Origin of the sequence: Bacillus oleivorans (assembly GCF_900207585.1) — a bacterium.
Classification (GTDB): domain Bacteria; phylum Bacillota; class Bacilli; order Bacillales; family JC228; genus Bacillus_BF; species Bacillus_BF oleivorans.
The window spans coordinates 243,181-262,787 of the sequence record NZ_OAOP01000005.1 but is presented as its reverse complement, the minus strand read 5'-3'; the positions used below and the strand labels follow the sequence as shown (position 1 = coordinate 262,787).

The 19,607-nt window shown below is 39.6% G+C and carries 17 protein-coding genes and 1 tRNA gene; 1 reads left to right on the top strand and 17 read right to left on the bottom strand.

Annotated features, from left to right (window positions below; translation table 11 throughout):
- Positions 1–60: 60 nt before the first annotated feature.
- Complete coding sequence (locus CRO56_RS13125; RefSeq protein ID WP_097159065.1) at positions 61–540, top strand: LiaI-LiaF-like domain-containing protein; 480 nt, start codon at positions 61–63, stop codon at positions 538–540.
- Positions 541–577: 37 nt separating this feature from the next.
- Here CRO56_RS13125 and yihA read toward each other — a convergent pair whose 3' ends face one another.
- The 17 genes from yihA to sdhA form a co-directional block, all read right to left on the bottom strand.
- Positions 578–1,159, bottom strand: coding sequence for a ribosome biogenesis GTP-binding protein YihA/YsxC (gene yihA / locus CRO56_RS13120; RefSeq protein WP_097159064.1), 582 nt, complete (start codon positions 1,157–1,159; stop codon positions 578–580).
- Entirely contained in the window at positions 1,156–3,480 is a 2,325-nt protein-coding gene (lon, locus tag CRO56_RS13115) for an endopeptidase La (protein ID WP_097159063.1), read from the bottom strand. Before lon ends, yihA begins: the two co-directional genes overlap by 4 nt.
- Before the next feature lie 494 nt (positions 3,481–3,974).
- Positions 3,975–5,642 carry an ATP-dependent protease LonB gene (lonB, locus tag CRO56_RS13110; protein ID WP_097159062.1) on the bottom strand — a complete coding sequence of 556 codons (1,668 nt, stop codon included), beginning with the start codon at positions 5,640–5,642 and terminating at the stop codon, positions 3,975–3,977.
- 515 nt (positions 5,643–6,157) lie between these two features.
- Complete coding sequence (gene clpX, locus CRO56_RS13105; protein ID WP_097159061.1) at positions 6,158–7,423, bottom strand: ATP-dependent protease ATP-binding subunit ClpX; 1,266 nt, start codon at positions 7,421–7,423, stop codon at positions 6,158–6,160.
- Between the two features lie 349 nt (positions 7,424–7,772).
- A complete protein-coding gene (gene tig, locus CRO56_RS13100; protein ID WP_097159060.1) occupies positions 7,773–9,059 on the bottom strand; it encodes a trigger factor in 1,287 nt (428 codons plus the stop codon).
- A gap of 230 nt (positions 9,060–9,289) precedes the next feature.
- Positions 9,290–10,282: a tetratricopeptide repeat protein gene (locus CRO56_RS13095; RefSeq protein ID WP_097159059.1), complete on the bottom strand. Its 993-nt coding sequence runs from the start codon at positions 10,280–10,282 to the stop codon at positions 9,290–9,292.
- Positions 10,283–10,464: 182 nt separating this feature from the next.
- Positions 10,465–10,538 (bottom strand) — tRNA-Arg (locus CRO56_RS13090).
- 308 nt (positions 10,539–10,846) lie between these two features.
- The gene (locus CRO56_RS13085) at positions 10,847–11,368 is read right to left on the bottom strand and encodes a metallophosphoesterase family protein (RefSeq protein WP_097159058.1); all 522 of its coding nucleotides are present in this window, start codon (positions 11,366–11,368) and stop codon (positions 10,847–10,849) included.
- On the bottom strand, positions 11,365–11,979 hold the full coding sequence (locus CRO56_RS13080) for an XTP/dITP diphosphatase (RefSeq protein ID WP_097159057.1): 615 nt from the start codon (positions 11,977–11,979) through the stop codon (positions 11,365–11,367). The genes CRO56_RS13085 and CRO56_RS13080 overlap by 4 nt, the downstream gene beginning before the upstream one ends.
- A gap of 3 nt (positions 11,980–11,982) precedes the next feature.
- Entirely contained in the window at positions 11,983–12,729 is a 747-nt protein-coding gene (gene rph, locus CRO56_RS13075) for a ribonuclease PH (RefSeq protein ID WP_097159056.1), read from the bottom strand.
- 122 nt (positions 12,730–12,851) lie between these two features.
- Positions 12,852–13,910 carry a GerMN domain-containing protein gene (locus tag CRO56_RS13070; RefSeq protein ID WP_097159055.1) on the bottom strand — a complete coding sequence of 353 codons (1,059 nt, stop codon included), beginning with the start codon at positions 13,908–13,910 and terminating at the stop codon, positions 12,852–12,854.
- Positions 13,911–14,074: 164 nt separating this feature from the next.
- On the bottom strand, positions 14,075–14,878 hold the full coding sequence (gene racE, locus CRO56_RS13065) for a glutamate racemase (protein WP_097159054.1): 804 nt from the start codon (positions 14,876–14,878) through the stop codon (positions 14,075–14,077).
- A 10-nt stretch (positions 14,879–14,888) separates the two neighbouring features.
- Positions 14,889–15,341, bottom strand: a complete 453-nt coding sequence (locus CRO56_RS13060; RefSeq protein ID WP_097159053.1) for a MarR family winged helix-turn-helix transcriptional regulator — start codon at positions 15,339–15,341, stop codon at positions 14,889–14,891.
- A gap of 533 nt (positions 15,342–15,874) precedes the next feature.
- Positions 15,875–16,099, bottom strand: coding sequence for a spore germination transcription factor GerE (gene gerE, locus CRO56_RS13055; protein WP_097159052.1), 225 nt, complete (start codon positions 16,097–16,099; stop codon positions 15,875–15,877).
- A 143-nt stretch (positions 16,100–16,242) separates the two neighbouring features.
- The gene (locus CRO56_RS13050; protein WP_097159051.1) at positions 16,243–16,704 is read right to left on the bottom strand and encodes an acyl-CoA thioesterase; all 462 of its coding nucleotides are present in this window, start codon (positions 16,702–16,704) and stop codon (positions 16,243–16,245) included.
- Between the two features lie 349 nt (positions 16,705–17,053).
- Entirely contained in the window at positions 17,054–17,824 is a 771-nt protein-coding gene (sdhB, locus tag CRO56_RS13045; RefSeq protein WP_097159050.1) for a succinate dehydrogenase iron-sulfur subunit, read from the bottom strand.
- Positions 17,825–17,830: 6 nt separating this feature from the next.
- Positions 17,831–19,588 (bottom strand): succinate dehydrogenase flavoprotein subunit, encoded by a 1,758-nt coding sequence (gene sdhA / locus CRO56_RS13040; protein WP_097159049.1) that lies wholly within the window; start codon positions 19,586–19,588, stop codon positions 17,831–17,833.
- Positions 19,589–19,607: the final 19 nt, after the last annotated feature.

The window sequence follows — 19,607 nt, the reverse complement described above, 5'->3', positions numbered from 1 at the left end:
CATACGTACAGTATCAAAAAAAGACGAGAGATTCAAGTAATTAACATAGGAGAGAGAGAAATGAAGAATCGAATTTTTCCAGGGATTTTACTTTTGGGCTTTGGATGTTACTTTTTCATTGATGACTGGATTCCAGGCTGGGGCTTTCTTCAATCCTGGCCAACTCTTTTAGCAATAATTGGGCTTGCCTTTCTAGGTCAGGCATACATAGGAAAAGACTATGAAAGTATTATTCCAGGTGTGATTTTTACTGGTATTGGAATTCATTTTCACGTAGTTTCACAATTAGCGCTTTGGGCCAGCCACTTTGGCGTTTTTGTGTTGGTCATCGCTTTAGGGTTTCTTTTATATTACCAAAAGAAGGGCGATGGTCTTGCAGTCGGACTTTCCTTCTTAATATTAGCAGTCTTCTTATTGTTTTCTGATAAAGTGGCCACCGGTATTGGTGTCTTAGAAAGCAGCATCGCCTTCATCCAAAGATTCTGGCCACTTGTTTTCATCATATTTGGACTTGTTTTATTGTTTTTTAAAAGAAAATAAAATATGCAAAAAAATACCGGCACAGTGCCGGTATTTTTTATAGATAGGATTGGATAATTCCCCACGCCTGATCTTTTCCTTCCCCTGTTTCAGATGAAAAGACAAGGATATGATCATCCGGATCAAATCCTAGAGTTTCCTTCACGTTTTTTAAATGCTTCTGCCACTTTCCTCTTGGCACTTTATCTGCCTTTGTAGCAACAACCAAACACCTTAGACCATAATGCTTAAGAAAATCGTACATCATCACATCATCTTTTGAAGGGGGATGCCGTAAATCGACAATTAGAACTACTGCTTTTAGCTGTTCTCTTGTCGAGAAATAAGTTTCCATCATCCTTCCCCACGCTTCCCGCTCCTTTTTGGAGACCTTGGCATATCCATACCCCGGTACATCAACAAAGTAGAAGGATTCATTGATATGATAGAAGTTTAACGTTTGCGTTTTTCCCGGTTTAGATGAAGTTCGTGCTAAATTTTTTCGATTTAACATTTTATTGATAAATGAAGATTTTCCTACATTAGACCGGCCAGCTAGCGCAAATTCTGGTTCACGGCCAGGCGGATACTGCTCGGGTTTAACGGCGCTTATATAGATTTCTGCCTGATGAATAATCATTGAGAGCCACCTAAAAGCGCCTGTTTTAAGACTTCATCGACATGTGAGACAAGGATAAAATCTAAATCATTCCGGATTTCCTCAGGCACTTCTTCAAGATCCTTTTCATTGTCCTTTGGCAGTAAAATCGTTGTTAGTCCCGCACGGTGCGCACCAAGAGATTTCTCTTTTACACCGCCAATTGGCAATACCCGGCCGCGTAATGTAATTTCCCCGGTCATCCCTACTTCTTTTCGGATTGGTTCACCAGTTAAAGCAGAGACGAGGGCCGTAGCGATCGTTATTCCAGCCGAAGGACCGTCCTTAGGAACAGCACCTTCTGGAACATGGATATGAATATCATGTTTTTCATGGAAATCCTCAGGGATACCAAGCTCTGCCGCTTTCGAACGAACATAACTAAATGCCGTTTGGGCAGATTCTTTCATCACATCGCCAAGCTTCCCGGTTAAGACAAGCTTTCCTTTTCCAGGAGACAGAGAGACCTCGATTTGCAAAGTATCTCCCCCGACTGTAGTGTACGCCAATCCTGTAGCCACTCCGACTTGGTTTTCCATCTCAGCCTGACCGTATCTGAATCTAGGTCTGCCTAAATATTCTTCTACCACTTTTTCCGTAACGACTACTTTTTTGCGTTCCTCGGAAACGATGACTCTCGCTGCTTTTCGGCAGATTGAGGCAATCTGTCTTTCAAGGCTCCTCACACCAGCTTCACGAGTGTAATAGCGGATAATTTTTGTAATCGCATCATCCCGGAATTGGATATGGGACTTTTGTAAACCATGTTCTTTTATTTGCTTGAGAATCAAGTGATTTTTAGCTATATGGAGCTTTTCAATCTCTGTATATCCGGCAATCGTAATAATTTCCATCCGATCACGCAATGGTTCTGGAATCGTAGCGAGATTATTAGCGGTGGCAATAAACATTACTTTAGATAAATCATAGGTTTCTTCAATATAATGATCACTAAAGTTACTATTTTGCTCCGGATCCAATACTTCTAGCATCGCAGAAGATGGATCCCCTTTAAAATCACTAGACATTTTATCAATTTCATCCAGCAAGAAAACAGGATTAATCGTTCCCGCTTTTTTCATTCCCTGAATGATGCGTCCTGGCATTGCCCCTACATATGTCCGTCTATGCCCTCTAATTTCAGATTCATCACGAACACCGCCAAGAGAGACCCGGACAAAGTTTCTGCCTAATGAGGTAGCGATCGACTTAGCCAAACTTGTTTTCCCGACCCCGGGAGGTCCTGCTAAGCAAAGGATTGGCCCCTTTAAAGAATTGGTCAGTTTTTGAACAGCGAGATATTCTAAAACCCTCTCTTTTACTTTATCAAGACCATAATGCTCGTCATTTAGGATTTTTTCAGCTTTTTTCAAATTAATATCATCTTTTGTTTCTTTTTTCCAAGGAAGCGCGATTAGCCAGTCGATATAATTACGAATCACAGCGCTTTCGGCAGAGTTGGATGGAACCTTCTCATACCGTTCTAATTCTTTCTTAGCGGCATTTAAAACATGCTCAGGCATTCCTGACTCTTCAATTTTTTCAGTCAGTTCCGCAACCTCACCTGTTTTCCCTTCTTTTTCGCCTAACTCTTTTTGGATCGCCTTCATTTGTTCACGAAGGTAGTATTCTTTTTGCGTTCTTTCCATTGAACGTTTGACACGCTGTCCGATTTTCTTCTCTAATTGAAGGACTTCCTTTTCATTATGCAAAAATTGAATAACTGTATTGAGTCTTCTTGAAACATCTAAAGTTTCTAAGACCAGCTGCTTATCCTTTAATTTAATTGGCAGATGAGACGTAATAATATCTGCCAAACGGCCCGGTTCTTCTATATCAGTCACGGACGCAAATGTTTCAGCAGAAACCTTCTTGGATATTTTGATATACTGCTCAAAATAATCAAGTAAAGTCCTCATCAGGGCTTCTTTTTCAATATCTTTTTCATCTTCAATTTCAACAGTTTCCACTGTTGCAGCTAAATAAGTACCTTTGTCATCAAAATCAATTAACTTTGCACGCTTTAGCCCTTCGACTAAAACGCGGATTGTGCCATTAGGCAATTTTAACATTTGCTTTATTTTAGTAATGGTTCCATATAGATACACATCTTCTTTAGATGGATTTTCAGTCCCTGTATTTTTTTGCGTCGTTAAAAAGATAAGATGATCATCAATCATAGCTTCTTCGAGTGATTGAACTGATTTATCCCGTCCCACATCCAAATGTAACACCATTGTAGGAAAGACAAGAAGTCCTCTTAATGGCAATAAGGGTACCGTTATCTTTTTCTTATGGGCCATGGTAACACCTCCAGTTGCTCTCATGTATTCATCATTTTATACTAGCTCATTCACTTTGTACAAAAATAAACCTTCCAGATAAAATTTTATGTATTATTGCGCCCTGCAATATTATCATGCCACAAAAACTTTAACAATTACGAACTAAACAAGCAAGATCGAAAAGCGCAAGCGCCCGTTCAGCGACGTATGGACTTTACTTTCGCTTAATCTAGCTGTGACTCCTAGCCCCGCAAGTCTAGCTGCACTGCTCTGTGGCAAACTGCGCCACGCCGCAGTCTTTTCTTTGCCTTGTCGGAGCTGGGCAGTCGCCTCGCCTTTAATACAGTGAGAAAAAGGAAACACGACGACTGTCAGGAAGACGATGTTGACCTATCGATCGGAGGCGCATGCGCCTGGAGCTAGACAGTTACCTAAGTTCAAAGTTTATACTATCTTATCTAAAAATAAAAGCTTCGGTTCGCATAAGCCCCGAAGCTTTCTTTCATTAGCCCCTAAACACTTTCCTTTTTCGAAAGCTCTATCGCCTGAGGTACAATATGTTCATCTAAATGCTGATCAACAAATGCCAGATCAAATACTTCCCTTAAATGGGACACAGGAACTATTTTGATTCCATCTACCTCTTTTAACATGGTTTGTATATTTTCTTCAGGAATGATGACCGTTTTAGCACCCGCTTGTTTTGCTGCCTTAACTTTTGCTAAAATACCGCCAACCGGTTTGACATTGCCATGAATACTGATTTCTCCTGTCATGGCAATATCATGTTTGACAGGCTGCTTAAAAATAGCGGAGTAAATACCAGTCGCTATTGCAATTCCTGCAGACGGACCATCAACCGGAATACCACCCGGGAAGTTGATATGTAAATCATATTCACTTGCTGGTACGCCCATTGAACGAAGAACCGTAATGACATTTTCAATCGAACCGCGGGCCATACTTTTCCGGCGCACAGACTTGCTTGAATTTCCGATACTTTCTTCTTCTACAATCCCAGTAATGTTGATACTTCCTTTATCTTTAGCGTGTAAAGCGGTTACTTCAATCTCTAATAAGGCACCACTGTTAGGGCCATAAACTGCAAGGCCATTCACATATCCGATCGATGATTTGTCATTAATTTTCCTTTCCATTCTTGGAGATAGCTGACTAGAATGAATCACCCATTCGATATCTTCGTCTTTAATATAATTTCTGTCTTCGGTAATCGCTAGCCCAGCCGCAATTTGAACTAAATTGACGGCTTCACGGCCATTTCTTGCATAGAAAGACAATAGTTCTAATCCTTGATTACTTAAAGAGAGGTTGACTTTTTCAGCAGCCCGCTGTGCCACTATCGCAATTTCATCTGGGTCTAACTCTCTAAAGAAAACCTCCATACATCTTGATCGAATCGCAGGCGGAATTTCGTTCGGTGTCCGCGTCGTGGCTCCGACTAGCCGGAAATCTGCAGGCAAGCCATTCTTAAAGATATCGTGAATATGATTAGGAATTTGGTTATTCTCTTCACTATAATAAGCACTCTCTAAAAACACCTTGCGATCCTCTAATACTTTTAACAGTTTATTCATTTGAATGGGGTGCAGTTCCCCAATTTCATCAATAAATAAAACTCCGCCATGAGCATTCGTTACTGCTCCTTGTTTTGGCTGCGGAATACCAGCCTGCCCCATTGCACCGGCTCCCTGATAAATCGGATCATGAACAGAGCCAATTAAGGGGTCAGCAATTCCTCTTTCATCAAATCGTGCGGTAGTTGCATCAAGCTCTACAAAAATAGCCGATCGGCGAAAAGGAGACTTCATATTTTTCTTAGCTTCTTCAAGTACCAGACGGGCAGCTGCTGTTTTCCCAACACCTGGCGGCCCATAAATAATAACGTGCTGCGGATTTGGTCCGCAAAGAGCCGCCTTCAATGATTTAATCCCATCTTCTTGCCCGATAATATCAGCAAAACTAGATGGTCTTACTTTCTCTGCAAGGGGTTCTGTCAGCTTGATGGATCGAAGTTTGCGCAATTGCTCCATCTCTTTGCGCGACTCTTTGTCTATTGTTACCTTCTGAGTACGTTGGCTTTTAAGTAAATTCCAAAAGTAAAGACCGATAATGATCCCGAAAAACAATTGGATCATTAATGCGATACCTGTCCAACTCATCCCTTTCCCTCCTGAATCTCATTAGATTTTAATTTCCACTTGGACTTATGTAAAAATGTACATTTTGAGGCTTCAAATATGACGAAGGCATCTGCCAAGCTTATCTTTAAAAACTAGTATCTCCGTTGTCGGAAAGGAATAAACAAGAGAAATCAGTAAATAAATGGATGTTTAAAATGCGGAGTTTATGCGTTTTACATTGATTTCTGAATAGGGTGCGGGGGAATGGAAGTAATTGGGCGGTTCGCAGGGTTTATGAGCTTTTATCGAGTTTATTGGGCGAGATTTTGATTTATTTGGGTGGTTCTTGCATATTATTGGGCGAGCGTTTTAGTTTTTGGGCGGTAATTCCGATTAATTGGGCGGGAGGTAAAGCTTTTCGGGCGTTCTCCCCAATCCTTTTCAAAAATCTTGAAATACCCGTACTTTATTAAACATCGCAAAATGAAACACAAGAACCGTCCCCTTGTATCATAAAAAAAGCTGACCCCCATGGGTCAGCTTCTTCGTCATAATCAAGCCGTATTTTTTGTTTCAAACGGAACTTCCGTACCATCTGCTAAAAGCAGTTTTGGCGGTTTCTGATCAGTTACAGTTTCCTTAGTAATGATACATTTTTGGATATCATCACGGGAAGGAAGATCAAACATCACATCAAGCATAATAGATTCAATGATGGAACGAAGTCCGCGTGCACCTGTTTTTCGTTCAATTGCTTTTTTGGCAATTTCTGTAAGGGCATCTTCTTCGAACTCAAGCTCAACATCATCTAGCTCCAGCATTTTTTGATATTGCTTGACTAACGCATTTTTGGGCTTTGTTAAAATTTCAATTAAAGCCCCTTCATCTAGTGGCTCAAGGCTTGCCAATACTGGCAGACGGCCAATAAATTCAGGGATTAATCCAAAACGAAGCAAGTCTTCAGGTAATGCTTTAGATAAAAGATGCTTTTGCTCTACTTCATTTTGTTTGGTATCAGCACCGAAACCAATCACTTTTTGACCTAAGCGGCGTTTAATGATTTGTTCGATTCCATCAAATGCCCCCCCGCAAATAAAGAGGATGTTGGATGTATCTATTTGAATAAACTCTTGATGCGGATGCTTTCTGCCGCCTTGAGGCGGAACACTTGCCACTGTACCTTCCAAAATCTTTAATAAGGCTTGCTGAACCCCTTCACCTGAAACATCACGGGTAATGGAAGGATTTTCAGATTTACGGGCAATTTTATCAATTTCATCGATATAAATAATTCCTTTTTCTGCTTTTTCAACATCATAATCAGCTGACTGAATCAGTTTTAGGAGAATGTTTTCTACATCTTCCCCTACATAGCCTGCCTCTGTTAGCGATGTTGCATCGGCAATAGCAAAAGGAACATTTAATATTCGGGCCAAAGTTTGGGCTAGTAATGTTTTACCGCTCCCCGTAGGTCCGATTAAACATATGTTACTTTTAGCCAATTCCACTTCATCAATCTTACTATTTGAATTAATTCGCTTGTAATGGTTGTATACCGCAACAGCTAGAGATTTTTTTGCCTGTTCTTGACCAATTACATAATCGTCCAAAATTTCCCGGATCTCTCTTGGTTTTGGAACATCTTTAAATTCAACTTCTTCTTCTGTTCCAAGCTCTTCTTCTACGATCTCAGTACAAAGCTCTATACACTCATCACATATATATACACCAGGACCCGCAACGATTTTCCTTACTTGATCCTGTGTTTTACCACAAAATGAGCATTTAACTTGTCCTTTCTCATCGTTAAACTTAAACATCTTTTCACCCCTTTGATTTGATCCGAACTGGAGAAAAGAAAACATAATAAAAATTCAAACCAGACTTTAACCTCGAATATGTATTGCATTGTAACACAAATAAGTATGTACGGGAAATGATCAGATTCATTCCTGCAAAAAATAGGCTTATTCTTAATGGTTTCCATTTCTCTATTGCTTCAACCGTGATTATGTATGAATTTCTTTTCATTTCTTGCCAAGATTCGGATCCTTTTATCTAGAATACTTCCAGACGTTCATTTTCGCAACTGTAAAAAAATCCAAAAAACATCTTAATGTGGAAACAAAGGCACGATGTAATATCGCGCCTTTGTTTGATTACTTATTATTATGCAACAGATTTGCTGTTTTCCACAAGAAACTCAATTGCCTTTTTAATTTTAATGTCTGCTTTAAGACCGTCGAGATTACCAAGAGCTGTCTTAATTTGATCAACTGCGAGGTTAAATTGGGAAGACATAGATTCTAGTTCTTTTTCTATGTCTTCTTCTGAAGCCTCAAGATTTTCAGCATTTGCAATCGCTTCTAGAACTAAATTAATACGAACACGATTTTCTGCTTCTTCTTTCATTTGCTCTCTTAGAGCAGCCTCATCTTGACCAGAGAATTGGTAGTATAATTCTAAGTTAAGTCCTTGCATTTGCAGGCGTTGGCCAAACTCTTGAATCATCCGGTCTGTTTCAGTTGTAATCATGGCTTCTGGAATATCAATTTCTGCATTATCAGCAGCTTTTTCAACGACTGTATCACGAAGGTGTTGGTCAGCATCTTGTTCTTTTTGCTCTTTTAGACGATTTTTGATTTTTTCTTTTAATGCGTCTAATGTTTCTACTTCTTCGTCTACATCTACCGCAAATTCATCATCTAGCTCTGGCAGAACTTTTGTTTTAATTTCATGAACTTTTACTTTAAATACTGCTGGTTTACCTGCTAATTCAGAAGCGTGATACTCTTCTGGGAAAGTAACCTCAACATCTTTTTCTGCTCCAGCTTCTACACCAATTAATTGCTCTTCAAAACCAGGAATAAAGGAGTTAGAACCAAGTTCCAGAGAATAGTTTTCAGCTTTTCCGCCTTCAAAGGCTTCACCATCAACGAATCCTTCAAAATCAATTATTACTGTATCGCCCGTCTCAGCTGCGCCTTCTTCTCTAACGGATAGCTCCGCATGTTGCTCTTGAATTTTTTTCAATTCATTTTGAACGTCTTCATCTGTTACTTCACGTTCAAGTTGCGTAACTTCAAGACCTTTATATTCACCAAGTTTAACTTCAGGCTTAACCGTTACAGTTGCTTTAAAAACAAGCGGACTGCCTTTTTCGATTTGCTCGATGTCGATTTCAGGACGGTCAACCGGCTCAATATTCATTTCTTCGACAGCTTTTGAATAAGCTTCTGGTAAAATAATATCTAATGCATCCTGGTATAGGGATTCCACACCAAAACGTTTTTCAAAAATTGCACGCGGCATTTTCCCTTTTCTGAAACCAGGTACATTAATTTGTTTTACCACTTTTTTAAATGCTTGATCTAATGCGGCGTTTACAGTTTGAGCATCCACTTCTACTGTTAGGACACCAGTGTTCCCTTCAAGCTTTTCCCATTTTGCAGACATACAGTTCCCTCCAACAAAAATATATAATTGTGGTTTAATTTTTTCTTTAAAAATACGTGTTTCATGCCAATCATTTTTCAATACGATGTAATCAGAAAAATAGATTATAGCACGCTAAATCCAAAAAATTTTATGGACTTAGTTGTATTCTCATCATAATGCAACCATTACATTATATCATACGCTCCATAGCTTTCAACCATTTTCAAATTGGCATCTGCTTTCCTTTATTAGAGTTCCGGAAAAGGAATCGACTCTAGCAGGAGTATTTGATTCATGGATGTTTCAACACTTTCCAAACTTGTCTCATATGTAGCCAAAATCAAGTCTTTATTCACTTCAAATCCATAAAGTTCCATACCCTTTAAATGGTAAGCGCAGGCCCATGCCTCTTCTTCTCCGCTTGGTTCCATTTGAAAGGGAAAGAGAATAAAGAAATGACGGTCGATTAATTGTTTTAAATTTGCCAGAAGCGATGGATTTTCCTGTTCTAATTGCTCTTTTAAAAGGGTAATTAAATTCTGATAGAATAACTGGCCATTAAATCCTTCCTCATCCTTAGGAACGAACGTTTTTCTCTTATCAAACTTTGTTACTGAAATCGGGTTTTCATATTTTTGTTCAATTAGTGCATGAAGAATGACAGATTTTATGAATGGATGACGGTCGGGTTCATTTAACATCATATCGATTTCTTTAATAAACGGACGAATATCCTGTTGAAACAGCTGTAAATGTTCAAACCAATAGGCATCGTCCATCTTTATGCCTAAAGATTCATGAGAAGGTTCTGGCCGGTTCTTCCTTTTTTCAATAAAAGAAAGAAGCTTCTCTAACCGATCCTGGACGTTAGGACTGAGTTCATTTCCTTGTTCTTCAAGCAAAACCGCAATATGCCGACTGGCTTCTTCAAACTGACGAAGCTCAATTAGCGTTTTTATGTACGTCTCGAAGACCATATAGTAAGAGCCAATCCCTTTATGGAGCATTTCCTGGCATAATCCTTTCGCCTTATTCCATTCTTTTATTTCCATATAAGATGCAATAAGGGCCCAGAGAATTCTTTCATCCTCAGCGTCATAACGTAACGCCTGCTCCAGATAATCAATTGCTTCCTCAGGCTCATCATTTTGGAGAGCTTCCGCCCCCAATTGGATTAGACGCTCTTTTAAATTGGGAAAGGGAATAACATTACTGTTATTTCGATCTTCCTTTTTACTCATTACAATCTCTCATTTCCGTAAAGGTGTACACCCAGTGTAACAAACGAAAGCTCTTCTATCCAAGTAATTTCTATGTAGAAAGATAAAGAAAGTCCTACTTAATTATGAGGCTTCTGTCAAACTTTTTATACTTTTTCCTATTATAAAAAGCCTACCGATTAAATCGATAGGCTTTTTGGCAGCGTCCCAGGAGAGATTCGAACTCCCGACCGACAGCTTAGAAGGCTGTTGCTCTATCCTGCTGAGCTACTGGGACAATATAAAAAATTAGAGATCAATTACGGTATTAGTATCCATCCTGTTCCTTCCTCTGCCAGCATATTCTTAGAAGCTGATGCGTCGGAACAAAGCTAAAAGGAAGTTATTCAAGATGTTTACGCTTTGCTGAGCTACTGGGACAATATAAAAAATTAGTGCCGTTTTTTAGCGGACAAGAATAATTATAATAAGATTCGCGTTGATTGTCAACACATTCAAATCATTTTTTTCTATATTAGTATAGAAAAGAAGTAAAAAATAATTACTTCTTTTCTTTTCAGTTATGAAGACATGATCGCTATTATTTTATCTGTTCACAGCTTGTAAAGTAAAGTTGATCTTTTCAACCGGATCATTTATTTGCTCTACATTTAATATAGAAACAACCGCTTGCTTATCTTCAATTTCCAGCACCATAAACGTTCGCTCTTTTCGGCCTCTTGGTAAACGGAGACTGCCTGGATTCAAATAAAGAATTCCATCAATCATTTCGGCGCCGACAAGATGGGAATGACCGAAACATACGATACTGGCTCCCTTTTCTAATGCCTTATAATGAAGGTTCAATAAAGTCGTTTTCACATTATATAGATGACCATGAGTGATAAAAAAACGGTGAGTCTGTTTATAAATGGTTTGTTCATCTGGAAAATTTCCGTTCCAGTCACAATTCCCATTAACCGCTGTATAGGGAAGAATTGCAGGATGATCTGTATTCAGTTCTGAATCACCGCAATGAATATACCCATCAACATCAGGAAAGGCTCTAACAACCTGTTCTAATTCCCTAGTTAGCCCATGACTATCACTTACAATGATATATTTCATGTAAGGCCACTTCCCGAAACCCAATCGTCTAGGATATGAGATAGCTTTCTGATGGCATTTCCTCTATGGCTAATCCTGTTTTTTTCATCCTTAGAAAGCTCTGCTAACGTTTTGCCAAAGTCCTCTACATAAAATATTGGATCATATCCAAATCCGCTACTGCCTCTTTTTTCAGTCAGGATGATTCCTTCGCATGTACCATAGACGGTTTTTGTTTTCATGCCTGGTCCGCTAAAAGCAAGAGCACAATAAAATCTGGCTGTTCGGTCTTCAGACGGAACTCCTTCTAATTCCTGCAGCACTTTTTGAATATTGGCTTCATCATTTTTTTCTTCACCGGCATATCGGGCTGAATAGATTCCCGGTCTGCCGTTTAAAAAATCAACGATAAGCCCTGAGTCATCCCCAATCGTAAAACAATTATATTTTTGAGAAATTGTCTCGGCTTTTTTGATTGCATTTTCTTCAAAGGTAGACCCATCCTCGATAATATCTAACTTCTCAGGAAGATCTAATAAGGTTACTACTTCAAAATGAAAAGGAGCGAACAAATCCTCAAACTCTTTAGCTTTTCCTTTATTTTGAGTAGCAATAACAACTTTTTCTTTCATATTCTAATCACCCGAATTTATTCGATTTGAAAGATCGCCTAGTGCCTTCTTTTGCGCTTCAATTATAGACAGAATTCCGCTTTTAGCCACATCTAGCATTTCAATGAGCTGGCCATGGGAAAAGGTAGCTTCTTCGCCTGTTCCTTGAATTTCAACGTATTCTCCCTTACCAGTCATCACTACATTTAAATCGACTAATGCGCTAGAATCTTCCTCATAATTTAAATCCAAAATGATTCCATTATCTTTATTGATCCCTACACTGGTTGCCGCCAAATAGTTTTTAACAGGGAAGCTTGAAAATTTAGACTGCTGATTGACTTTGTCAAAGGCTAAAACCATTGCCACAAATGCTCCTGTTATAGAAGCTGTTCTTGTCCCGCCGTCTGCCTGAATCACATCACAATCGATCCATAATGTCTTTTCACCCATTACTTCAAGGTCTACAACGGCTCGTAATGCCCTTCCGATCAGACGTTGAATTTCCATTGTTCTGCCGGAAACTTTACCTTTAGAAGATTCACGGATATTACGTTGTTCAGTGGCTCTTGGCAGCATGGAATATTCGGCTGTAACCCATCCTTTGCCTTCTCCCCGTAAAAAAGGAGGAACTCGATCTTCAAGGCTGGCCGTACAAATCACTTTCGTGTCGCCAATCGAGATAAGGACAGATCCTTCTGGATGTTTTACAAAATTTGTTTCAATATGTATGGGTCTTAAATCTAACGGGGTCCGACCATCGTTACGCACATTGATACTCCTTTCTGTTTCCGGTCATTACTACCAATAAGATTCTTATGATTGAAGAAAAGAAGAGGTGGTACCATGTGTCCACCTCTTAGCTCATTATATAGTATATCAAAAAATCTTTTTTAAAAACTACCTGTGTTCACATTTTCTGGACGGGTTACTGGCTCTGCTAAAGATTCCCCATCCTCAGTAACTGCTTCTGTTTCACCATTTACAAGAATCGACACACTCTCAACCTCTGGCTGTTCAGTAATCGATAAAACAAGAGAATTAAGCGTATCTTCTGTAATAATCATACTTGAAAAGCTGCCAAGAATCCCATCATTGAAATTCAGAGTTACTTGACCATTCTCAACTGTTGGGTCTTCTATTAATGCTACATTAGGGTTAAGTCCTGGCAATAAGCCGCTTGTTAAGGAAGGCCCTTCTACAAGTGCATGAACAACGGCTTCAATCTCATTATCGACCTGATTGCTTACTCGTTTTGTGACAGGAACATAGTACTTAGAGTCATCATCTTGGTGAATGAAATATACTGTTACAGGACGAGTATTTGTAATGTCCATAATACCTGAAGTATCATAGTTAATACCGTCACTTCTTGAAGCAGTCTCACCAATTGGGGTTCCATTCACAGGCATAACGGTTTGGTCATGGCCACTTACCCGAAATTGAACTCGATCGATTGTATCAAATTCGGTAAGTGTCCATGTCACAGCCTGTAAGATTCTTGTCTCATCTTCAGAATTATAAGTTGTAAATTCTTCTGAGAAGTCGACCACAGCTGTTCCATCTTCTTTAATATCTAAATCGACCTCAGTACCGGCAGGCAGAACAGCTCTGAAACCATCAGGCAGAAGCTGTGAAACCGGCCCATCTTGAACTAAATATTGAAGTGCTTGCTTTGCGACAGCTAAGTCATCTGGGAATGGAAGAGCTAACGTTTGCGGAACGACAAATCCATTTTCATCTATTAAATAGAGAACTTGTGGATTATCCGATGCATCAGCCGTTTGGTCCTGTTCTAAATCGTCTAAATTTTCCCCCTCCTCAACCATGGTTACATCAGCGGGCGGATCTATATTTTCCTTCTCCTCTCCCCCCAGCCAACCACAGCCTGCAAGTGTTACTGCCGAAGTTAATAAAAGGGCGGTCACTGATTTTTTTCCGAACTTAGACATATGAATACCTCCTAACACAGTTTGTACTACCATGTATACGAGCCTAAAAAATTTTTAGACCCATCTTGTACAAAGAAATTTGTACAGGCGCGATGATTTTTTTCTTAGGAGATTCAATTGGAATTAGCAAAAAAAATAACAGCTCCTCCGTTACGTTGGAACTGTTAATAGTTTCTTAAAGATATACTTTCTACCTGTATTGAACTTAAATCTAGCCAGTCACACGCAATTTGTGAAAATAGGCCTGAAGAACCAGTCGTATAAAATTGATGAGTGGGTCTCTCAGAAGAAGAATTTAATAAGTCCTGAAAATATAAAATAGTGCTCATTTCTCTTGCCGTTTCCTCACCTGAGCTTATAATCTGTACATCTGGCCCTAAGTAGCGGGAAATCGTTTCTTCTAATAACGGATAATGAGTACATCCCAGAATTAAAGTATCAATTCCATTTCCTTTAAATCGGGAAAGAGACTCTTCCACAATTTTTTCTGCAAATGGTCCTTTAAATTCTCCACTTTCAACAAGTGGAACAAATTTTGGACAAGCTAAACCTTTTACATGTACATGCCGATTAATAGACATGAGGGCTTTTACATAGGCTTCACTTCGAATTGTTCCTTCTGTCCCAATTACACCAATTTGATTGTTTTGCGTCGTTTTAATCGCAGCCCTTGCGCCTGGATGAATAACACCGAGAACTGGAATTTTTAATGCTGACCGGATTTCCGATAGGGTCACAGCTGTAGCTGTATTACAGGCAATGACTAGCATTTTTACATTTTGTTCTAAAAGAAATCTTGTCATCTGCCAAGTAAAGGCACGAACTTCATCCTTAGTTCTTGGTCCATAAGGACATCTAGCCGTATCCCCTATGTAAATCACCTGTTCGTTTGGAAGCTGGCGCATAACTTCTTTGACAACCGTCAAACCGCCTACTCCCGAATCCATGATGCCAATAGGTTGCTTCAACTAACTCCCCTCAATCTTTTTTCATTTCTTGAAGAAGTTTTTTTAAGAGCGTATTTAATAGATCGATTTCTTCATCGCTAAAATTATACATGATTCCTTCAAGATATTGTTGTCGTTTTTTAATTACTTCATCAATAATCCGTTCGCCTTCTTCTAATAAATGAATGCGAACTACGCGCCGGTCGTTAGGGTCTTTTACGCGCACTACCAATTGATTTTTCTCCATCCGATCTACAAGATCTGTAGTGGTACTAAAGGCTAGGTACATTTTATTGGATAAATCTCCAATTGTCATGTCCCCTAATTCTCTTAACCATTGAAGTGCCACAAATTGCGGGGGAGTAATTGTATAGTTACTTAGAATTTCACGGCCTTTTTGTTTCGTAATTCCTGAAATAAAACGTAATTCTTTCTCGATTGAAGCTACAATTGATTTGTCTATTACTCGTGCTTGTTTTTCCATATCCCCAGCTCCTTTACATTTTTTTTTGGTTATTCCTCCATATATCACCAAAATTATTGTAAAATATCTTGAAAATATACCTATTCTATTATTTTCTTACGTTATTGCTAGAATATCAAGCACCAATTCGTAAAATGTCTTTGAAGAAAAGTTTCCTTAACTCCAAAGCGGAAGCGTCTTGAAACAAGCTCGACAAGCGCAAAAAAGCTCCGACATAGAAGGGATCTTTGCTTCTATAACAGGAGGTGAAATATCTTGAAGAAATACGCATAAGGCTGGATAAGTGCGATTGTCTCTGTGCGCTGAAGATACATGATGACAAACTTGTAATTTCATTATATCAAAATGAGAGTTAATAATTTGGTAATAAAATAATAACAACCGGCCTCCAATGGATGGCCGGTGTATGTTACACTTTAAAAAAGCTGTTTTGGTCAGCAAGTGTGCCAATTACTTTGCTGCCCATTGTAGGTATAAAGTGTAAGTTCAACGAGGCAAGCCGGGTGCAAAAGTACACGACGATTGCCACGTTTTTATAATTTCAATTCTCCCATGCGTAAAAGCTCAACGACTGCTTGTGACCGCCCCTTGACACCGAGCTTTTGCATGGCATTGGAAATATGGTTCCGAACCGTTTTTTCACTGATAAATAGCTCACTGGCTATTTCTTTTGTTGTTTTATCCTGAACTAACAGCTCGAATACTTCTCTCTCTCTCTTTGTGAGTAACGGCTTATGATTGTATTCCTTCTCCTTCAACTACTTTTACCCTCCTTGCCTTCGCCAGCTGAGAACCGCGGGGATGGGTGTATATTTAGTCATAGTATCATATGTGAATTTCTACTCCGGAGTGACTGGATTCAGGGGCAAGAATCATATATTTATAAAAATGTGTGATTATCCTATTCTAAATACATACAACGGCTCCATTCCTCTTTTTCCTCGTCTGTCCAAGGGACGCTTTTTCCTGTTACTTTTGAAATTTGTACAGCGGCTCCTCTCCCAGTAAACACAGGTTCGTCCTTCACATTGACTGCCAGGTAATGTAAGTCTAGTGATGATGTACCCACATGATGGACCTTAACAAAAATTCGAAGGGTTTCCCCAAAATAGACCTGCTTCCAAAAATCGCATTGCAAATCAGCAACTACCGGGATCTTTTCGCCGTTAGGATTCAGCCAGCTATTCATGAATCCTAAATGTTTAAAAAATTCAATTCTCGCTACTTCATAATATGTAAAAGGAACAGTATTGTTCAAATGTCCATACATATCTGTTTCCGAAAAACGAACCGTTATTTCCTGGTAAAAAGAAAATCCTTCTTTCCATTTAGCGAAATCTTTTATATAAGAAATATTTTTCATGTGTACCACCCCATAAAATGAATTGTGATTCATTTTATTGTAGCGTAAAATTCGAAAATTCGGAACTATTACTTTTAAACCTCTCGATTCGTGAAGCGGTAATCATTGGGATTGAGCAGTTTCATACTTTTTAGAGCGGTTCTTTGTGAGGGTGCGGATTCCGGACTTTTTGGAACGAGGATATTTGTGTTAGAGCAGCTTTCGCAATTTTTGGAGCGAGGATATTTGTGTTGGAGCAGCTGCTATGTTTTGGGAAGTGATTCTAAAAACAATTTTTTTGCGTTTTATCGCTGCAAATAAAATCGATACAAAAAACTGCCCTCAACCTGAGGACAGCTTTGAATTATCATTAAATTTGATCGCTTCCGAAGAAGTTACGGAACATTTGCACCGTAGTGTCACGGTTTAATGCAGCGATTGAAGTTGTTAATGGAATACCTTTTGGACAGGATTGCACACAGTTTTGCGAGTTACCGCAATTGGCAAGCCCGCCATCTCCCATTATTGCATCTAATCTTTCTGCTTTGTTCATCGCACCTGTTGGATGAGCATTAAATAGACGAACTTGAGAAAGTGGTGCAGGTCCAATGAAGTTGGAATTGCTGTTTACATTTGGACATGCTTCTAAGCAAACACCACATGTCATACATTTAGAAAGTTCATACGCCCATTGACGTTTTCTTTCTGGCATACGTGGTCCAGGACCTAGATCGTAAGTTCCGTCGATTGGAATCCAAGCTTTTACCTTTTTCAAGGAATCGAACATACGGCTGCGGTCGACTTGAAGGTCACGTACAACCGGGAATGTTCTCATTGGTTCTAAGCGAATTGGCTGTTCTAATTGATCAACGAGAGCTGTACAAGATTGACGAGGTTTTCCGTTAATCACCATTGAACAAGCGCCACAAACCTCTTCTAAACAGTTCATTTCCCAAGTAACAGGAGCAACTTTTTCACCTTTTGTGTTAACAGGGTTCCGTCTGATCTCCATGAGAGCGGAAATAACGTTCATATTCGGTCTATAGTCTAATTCAAATTCTTCTTGATAAGGGGTGGCATTTGGATTGTCTTGTCGAGTTATGATAAAGCGTACGGTTTTAGTTTGAGTCTCTGTAGCCATCCTTCATTATTCCCCTTTCTTTTTTGAATAGTCACGAACACGCGGCTTAATTAATGAAACATCTATATCTTCATAGTGGAATTGAGGTGCTTCATTTTCCCCAACAAACTTCGCCATCGTTGTTTTCATCCATTGATCATCATTACGATCTGGGAAGTCTGGTTTGTAGTGGGCGCCACGGCTTTCATTACGGTTATATGCACCAATTGTAATAACACGTGCTAATTGCAGCATGTTTTGAAGCTGGCGAGTAAATGTAGCCCCTTGGTTGCTCCAGCGTGCTGTATCGTTTACGTTAATATTTTGATAACGTTCTAAAAGCTCTTGGATCTTCTCATCTGTTTTTAGAAGTTTATCATTGAAGCGAACAACGGTTACGTTATCAGTCATCCATTCACCAAGTTCTTTGTGAAGAACGTAAGCATTTTCCGTACCGTCCATTGCCATGATACTTTCCCATTTTTCTTCTTCCTTCTTAACAGCTGAGTCAAAAAGATTCGAAGAAAGACCATCTGTAGATTGATCAAGACCTTTCATATATTCAACCGCTTTCGGTCCAGCAACCATTCCGCCGTAAATCGCAGATAGAAGCGAGTTAGCTCCAAGGCGGTTCGCACCGTGCTGAGAGTAATCACATTCACCAGCAGCAAATAGGCCTGGAATGTTCGTTTGTTGATTATAGTCAACCCAAAGTCCACCCATTGAATAGTGAACAGCAGGGAAGATTTTCATCGGTACTTTACGCGGATCTTCACCCATGAACTTTTCATAGATTTCGATAATTCCGCCAAGCTTAACATCTAATTCTTTAGAATCTTTATGAGAAAGATCAAGGTAAACCATGTTTTCGCCGTTAATTCCAAGCTTTTCATCGACACACACGTGGAAAATTTCACGTGTTGCGATATCACGTGGAACTAAGTTTCCGTAAGCAGGGTATTTCTCTTCTAGGAAGTACCAAGGCTTACCGTCTTTATAAGTCCAAACACGTCCGCCTTCCCCACGGGCAGATTCACTCATAAGACGAAGTTTATCATCACCAGGAATCGCTGTAGGGTGAATTTGGATGAACTCTCCGTTCGCATAATATGCTCCTTGCTGATATACAATAGAAGCAGCGGAACCTGTATTGATAATAGAGTTTGTGGATTTACCAAAGATAATTCCAGGTCCCCCAGTTGCCATAATAACAGCATCCGCAGGGAATGCTTTGATGTCCATAGATCTTAGATCTTGACCAACAATACCGCGGGCTCGGCCATCATCATCAAGGACTGTACCTAAAAATTCCCAGCCTTCATACTTGGTTACTAAACCGGCTACTTCATGGCGACGAACCTGTTCATCTAATGCATAAAGCAATTGTTGTCCTGTTGTAGCACCAGCGTAAGCAGTACGGTGATGCTGTGTTCCGCCAAAACGACGGAAATCTAATAATCCCTCAGGTGTACGGTTAAACATAACACCCATCCGGTCAAATAAGTGAATAATTCCTGGTGCCGCTTCACACATAGCTTTTACAGGCGGCTGATTAGCTAAAAAGTCACCGCCGTAAATCGTATCGTCAAAGTGAATCCAAGGAGAATCTCCTTCCCCTTTTGTATTGACCGCTCCATTAATTCCGCCTTGTGCACATACAGAGTGAGAGCGTTTTACAGGAACAAGGGAGAAAAGATCTACGGGTGTACCAGTTTCTGCGATTTTAATTGTTGCCATGAGTCCTGCGAGACCCCCGCCGACAACAATTATTTTGCCGTTACTCATTTGTCTGACTCACTCCTTC

Excerpts from the sequence above, each read along its gene's own strand:
- CRO56_RS13125 (WP_097159065.1), top strand. The coding sequence starts at position 61 with ATGAAGAATCGAATTTTTCCAGGGATTTTACTTTTGGGCTTTGGATGT.
- yihA (WP_097159064.1), bottom strand. The coding sequence starts at position 1,159 with ATGATTATTCATCAGGCAGAAATCTATATAAGCGCCGTTAAACCCGAG.
- lon (WP_097159063.1), bottom strand. The coding sequence starts at position 3,480 with ATGGCCCATAAGAAAAAGATAACGGTACCCTTATTGCCATTAAGAGGA.
- lonB (WP_097159062.1), bottom strand. The coding sequence starts at position 5,642 with ATGAGTTGGACAGGTATCGCATTAATGATCCAATTGTTTTTCGGGATC.
- clpX (WP_097159061.1), bottom strand. The coding sequence starts at position 7,423 with ATGTTTAAGTTTAACGATGAGAAAGGACAAGTTAAATGCTCATTTTGT.
- tig (WP_097159060.1), bottom strand. The coding sequence starts at position 9,059 with ATGTCTGCAAAATGGGAAAAGCTTGAAGGGAACACTGGTGTCCTAACA.
- CRO56_RS13095 (WP_097159059.1), bottom strand. The coding sequence starts at position 10,282 with ATGAGTAAAAAGGAAGATCGAAATAACAGTAATGTTATTCCCTTTCCC.
- CRO56_RS13085 (WP_097159058.1), bottom strand. The coding sequence starts at position 11,368 with ATGAAATATATCATTGTAAGTGATAGTCATGGGCTAACTAGGGAATTA.
- CRO56_RS13080 (WP_097159057.1), bottom strand. The coding sequence starts at position 11,979 with ATGAAAGAAAAAGTTGTTATTGCTACTCAAAATAAAGGAAAAGCTAAA.
- CRO56_RS13070 (WP_097159055.1), bottom strand. The coding sequence starts at position 13,910 with ATGTCTAAGTTCGGAAAAAAATCAGTGACCGCCCTTTTATTAACTTCG.
- CRO56_RS13060 (WP_097159053.1), bottom strand. The coding sequence starts at position 15,341 with ATGGAAAAACAAGCACGAGTAATAGACAAATCAATTGTAGCTTCAATC.
- CRO56_RS13050 (WP_097159051.1), bottom strand. The coding sequence starts at position 16,704 with ATGAAAAATATTTCTTATATAAAAGATTTCGCTAAATGGAAAGAAGGA.
- sdhB (WP_097159050.1), bottom strand. The coding sequence starts at position 17,824 with ATGGCTACAGAGACTCAAACTAAAACCGTACGCTTTATCATAACTCGA.
- sdhA (WP_097159049.1), bottom strand. The coding sequence starts at position 19,588 with ATGAGTAACGGCAAAATAATTGTTGTCGGCGGGGGTCTCGCAGGACTC.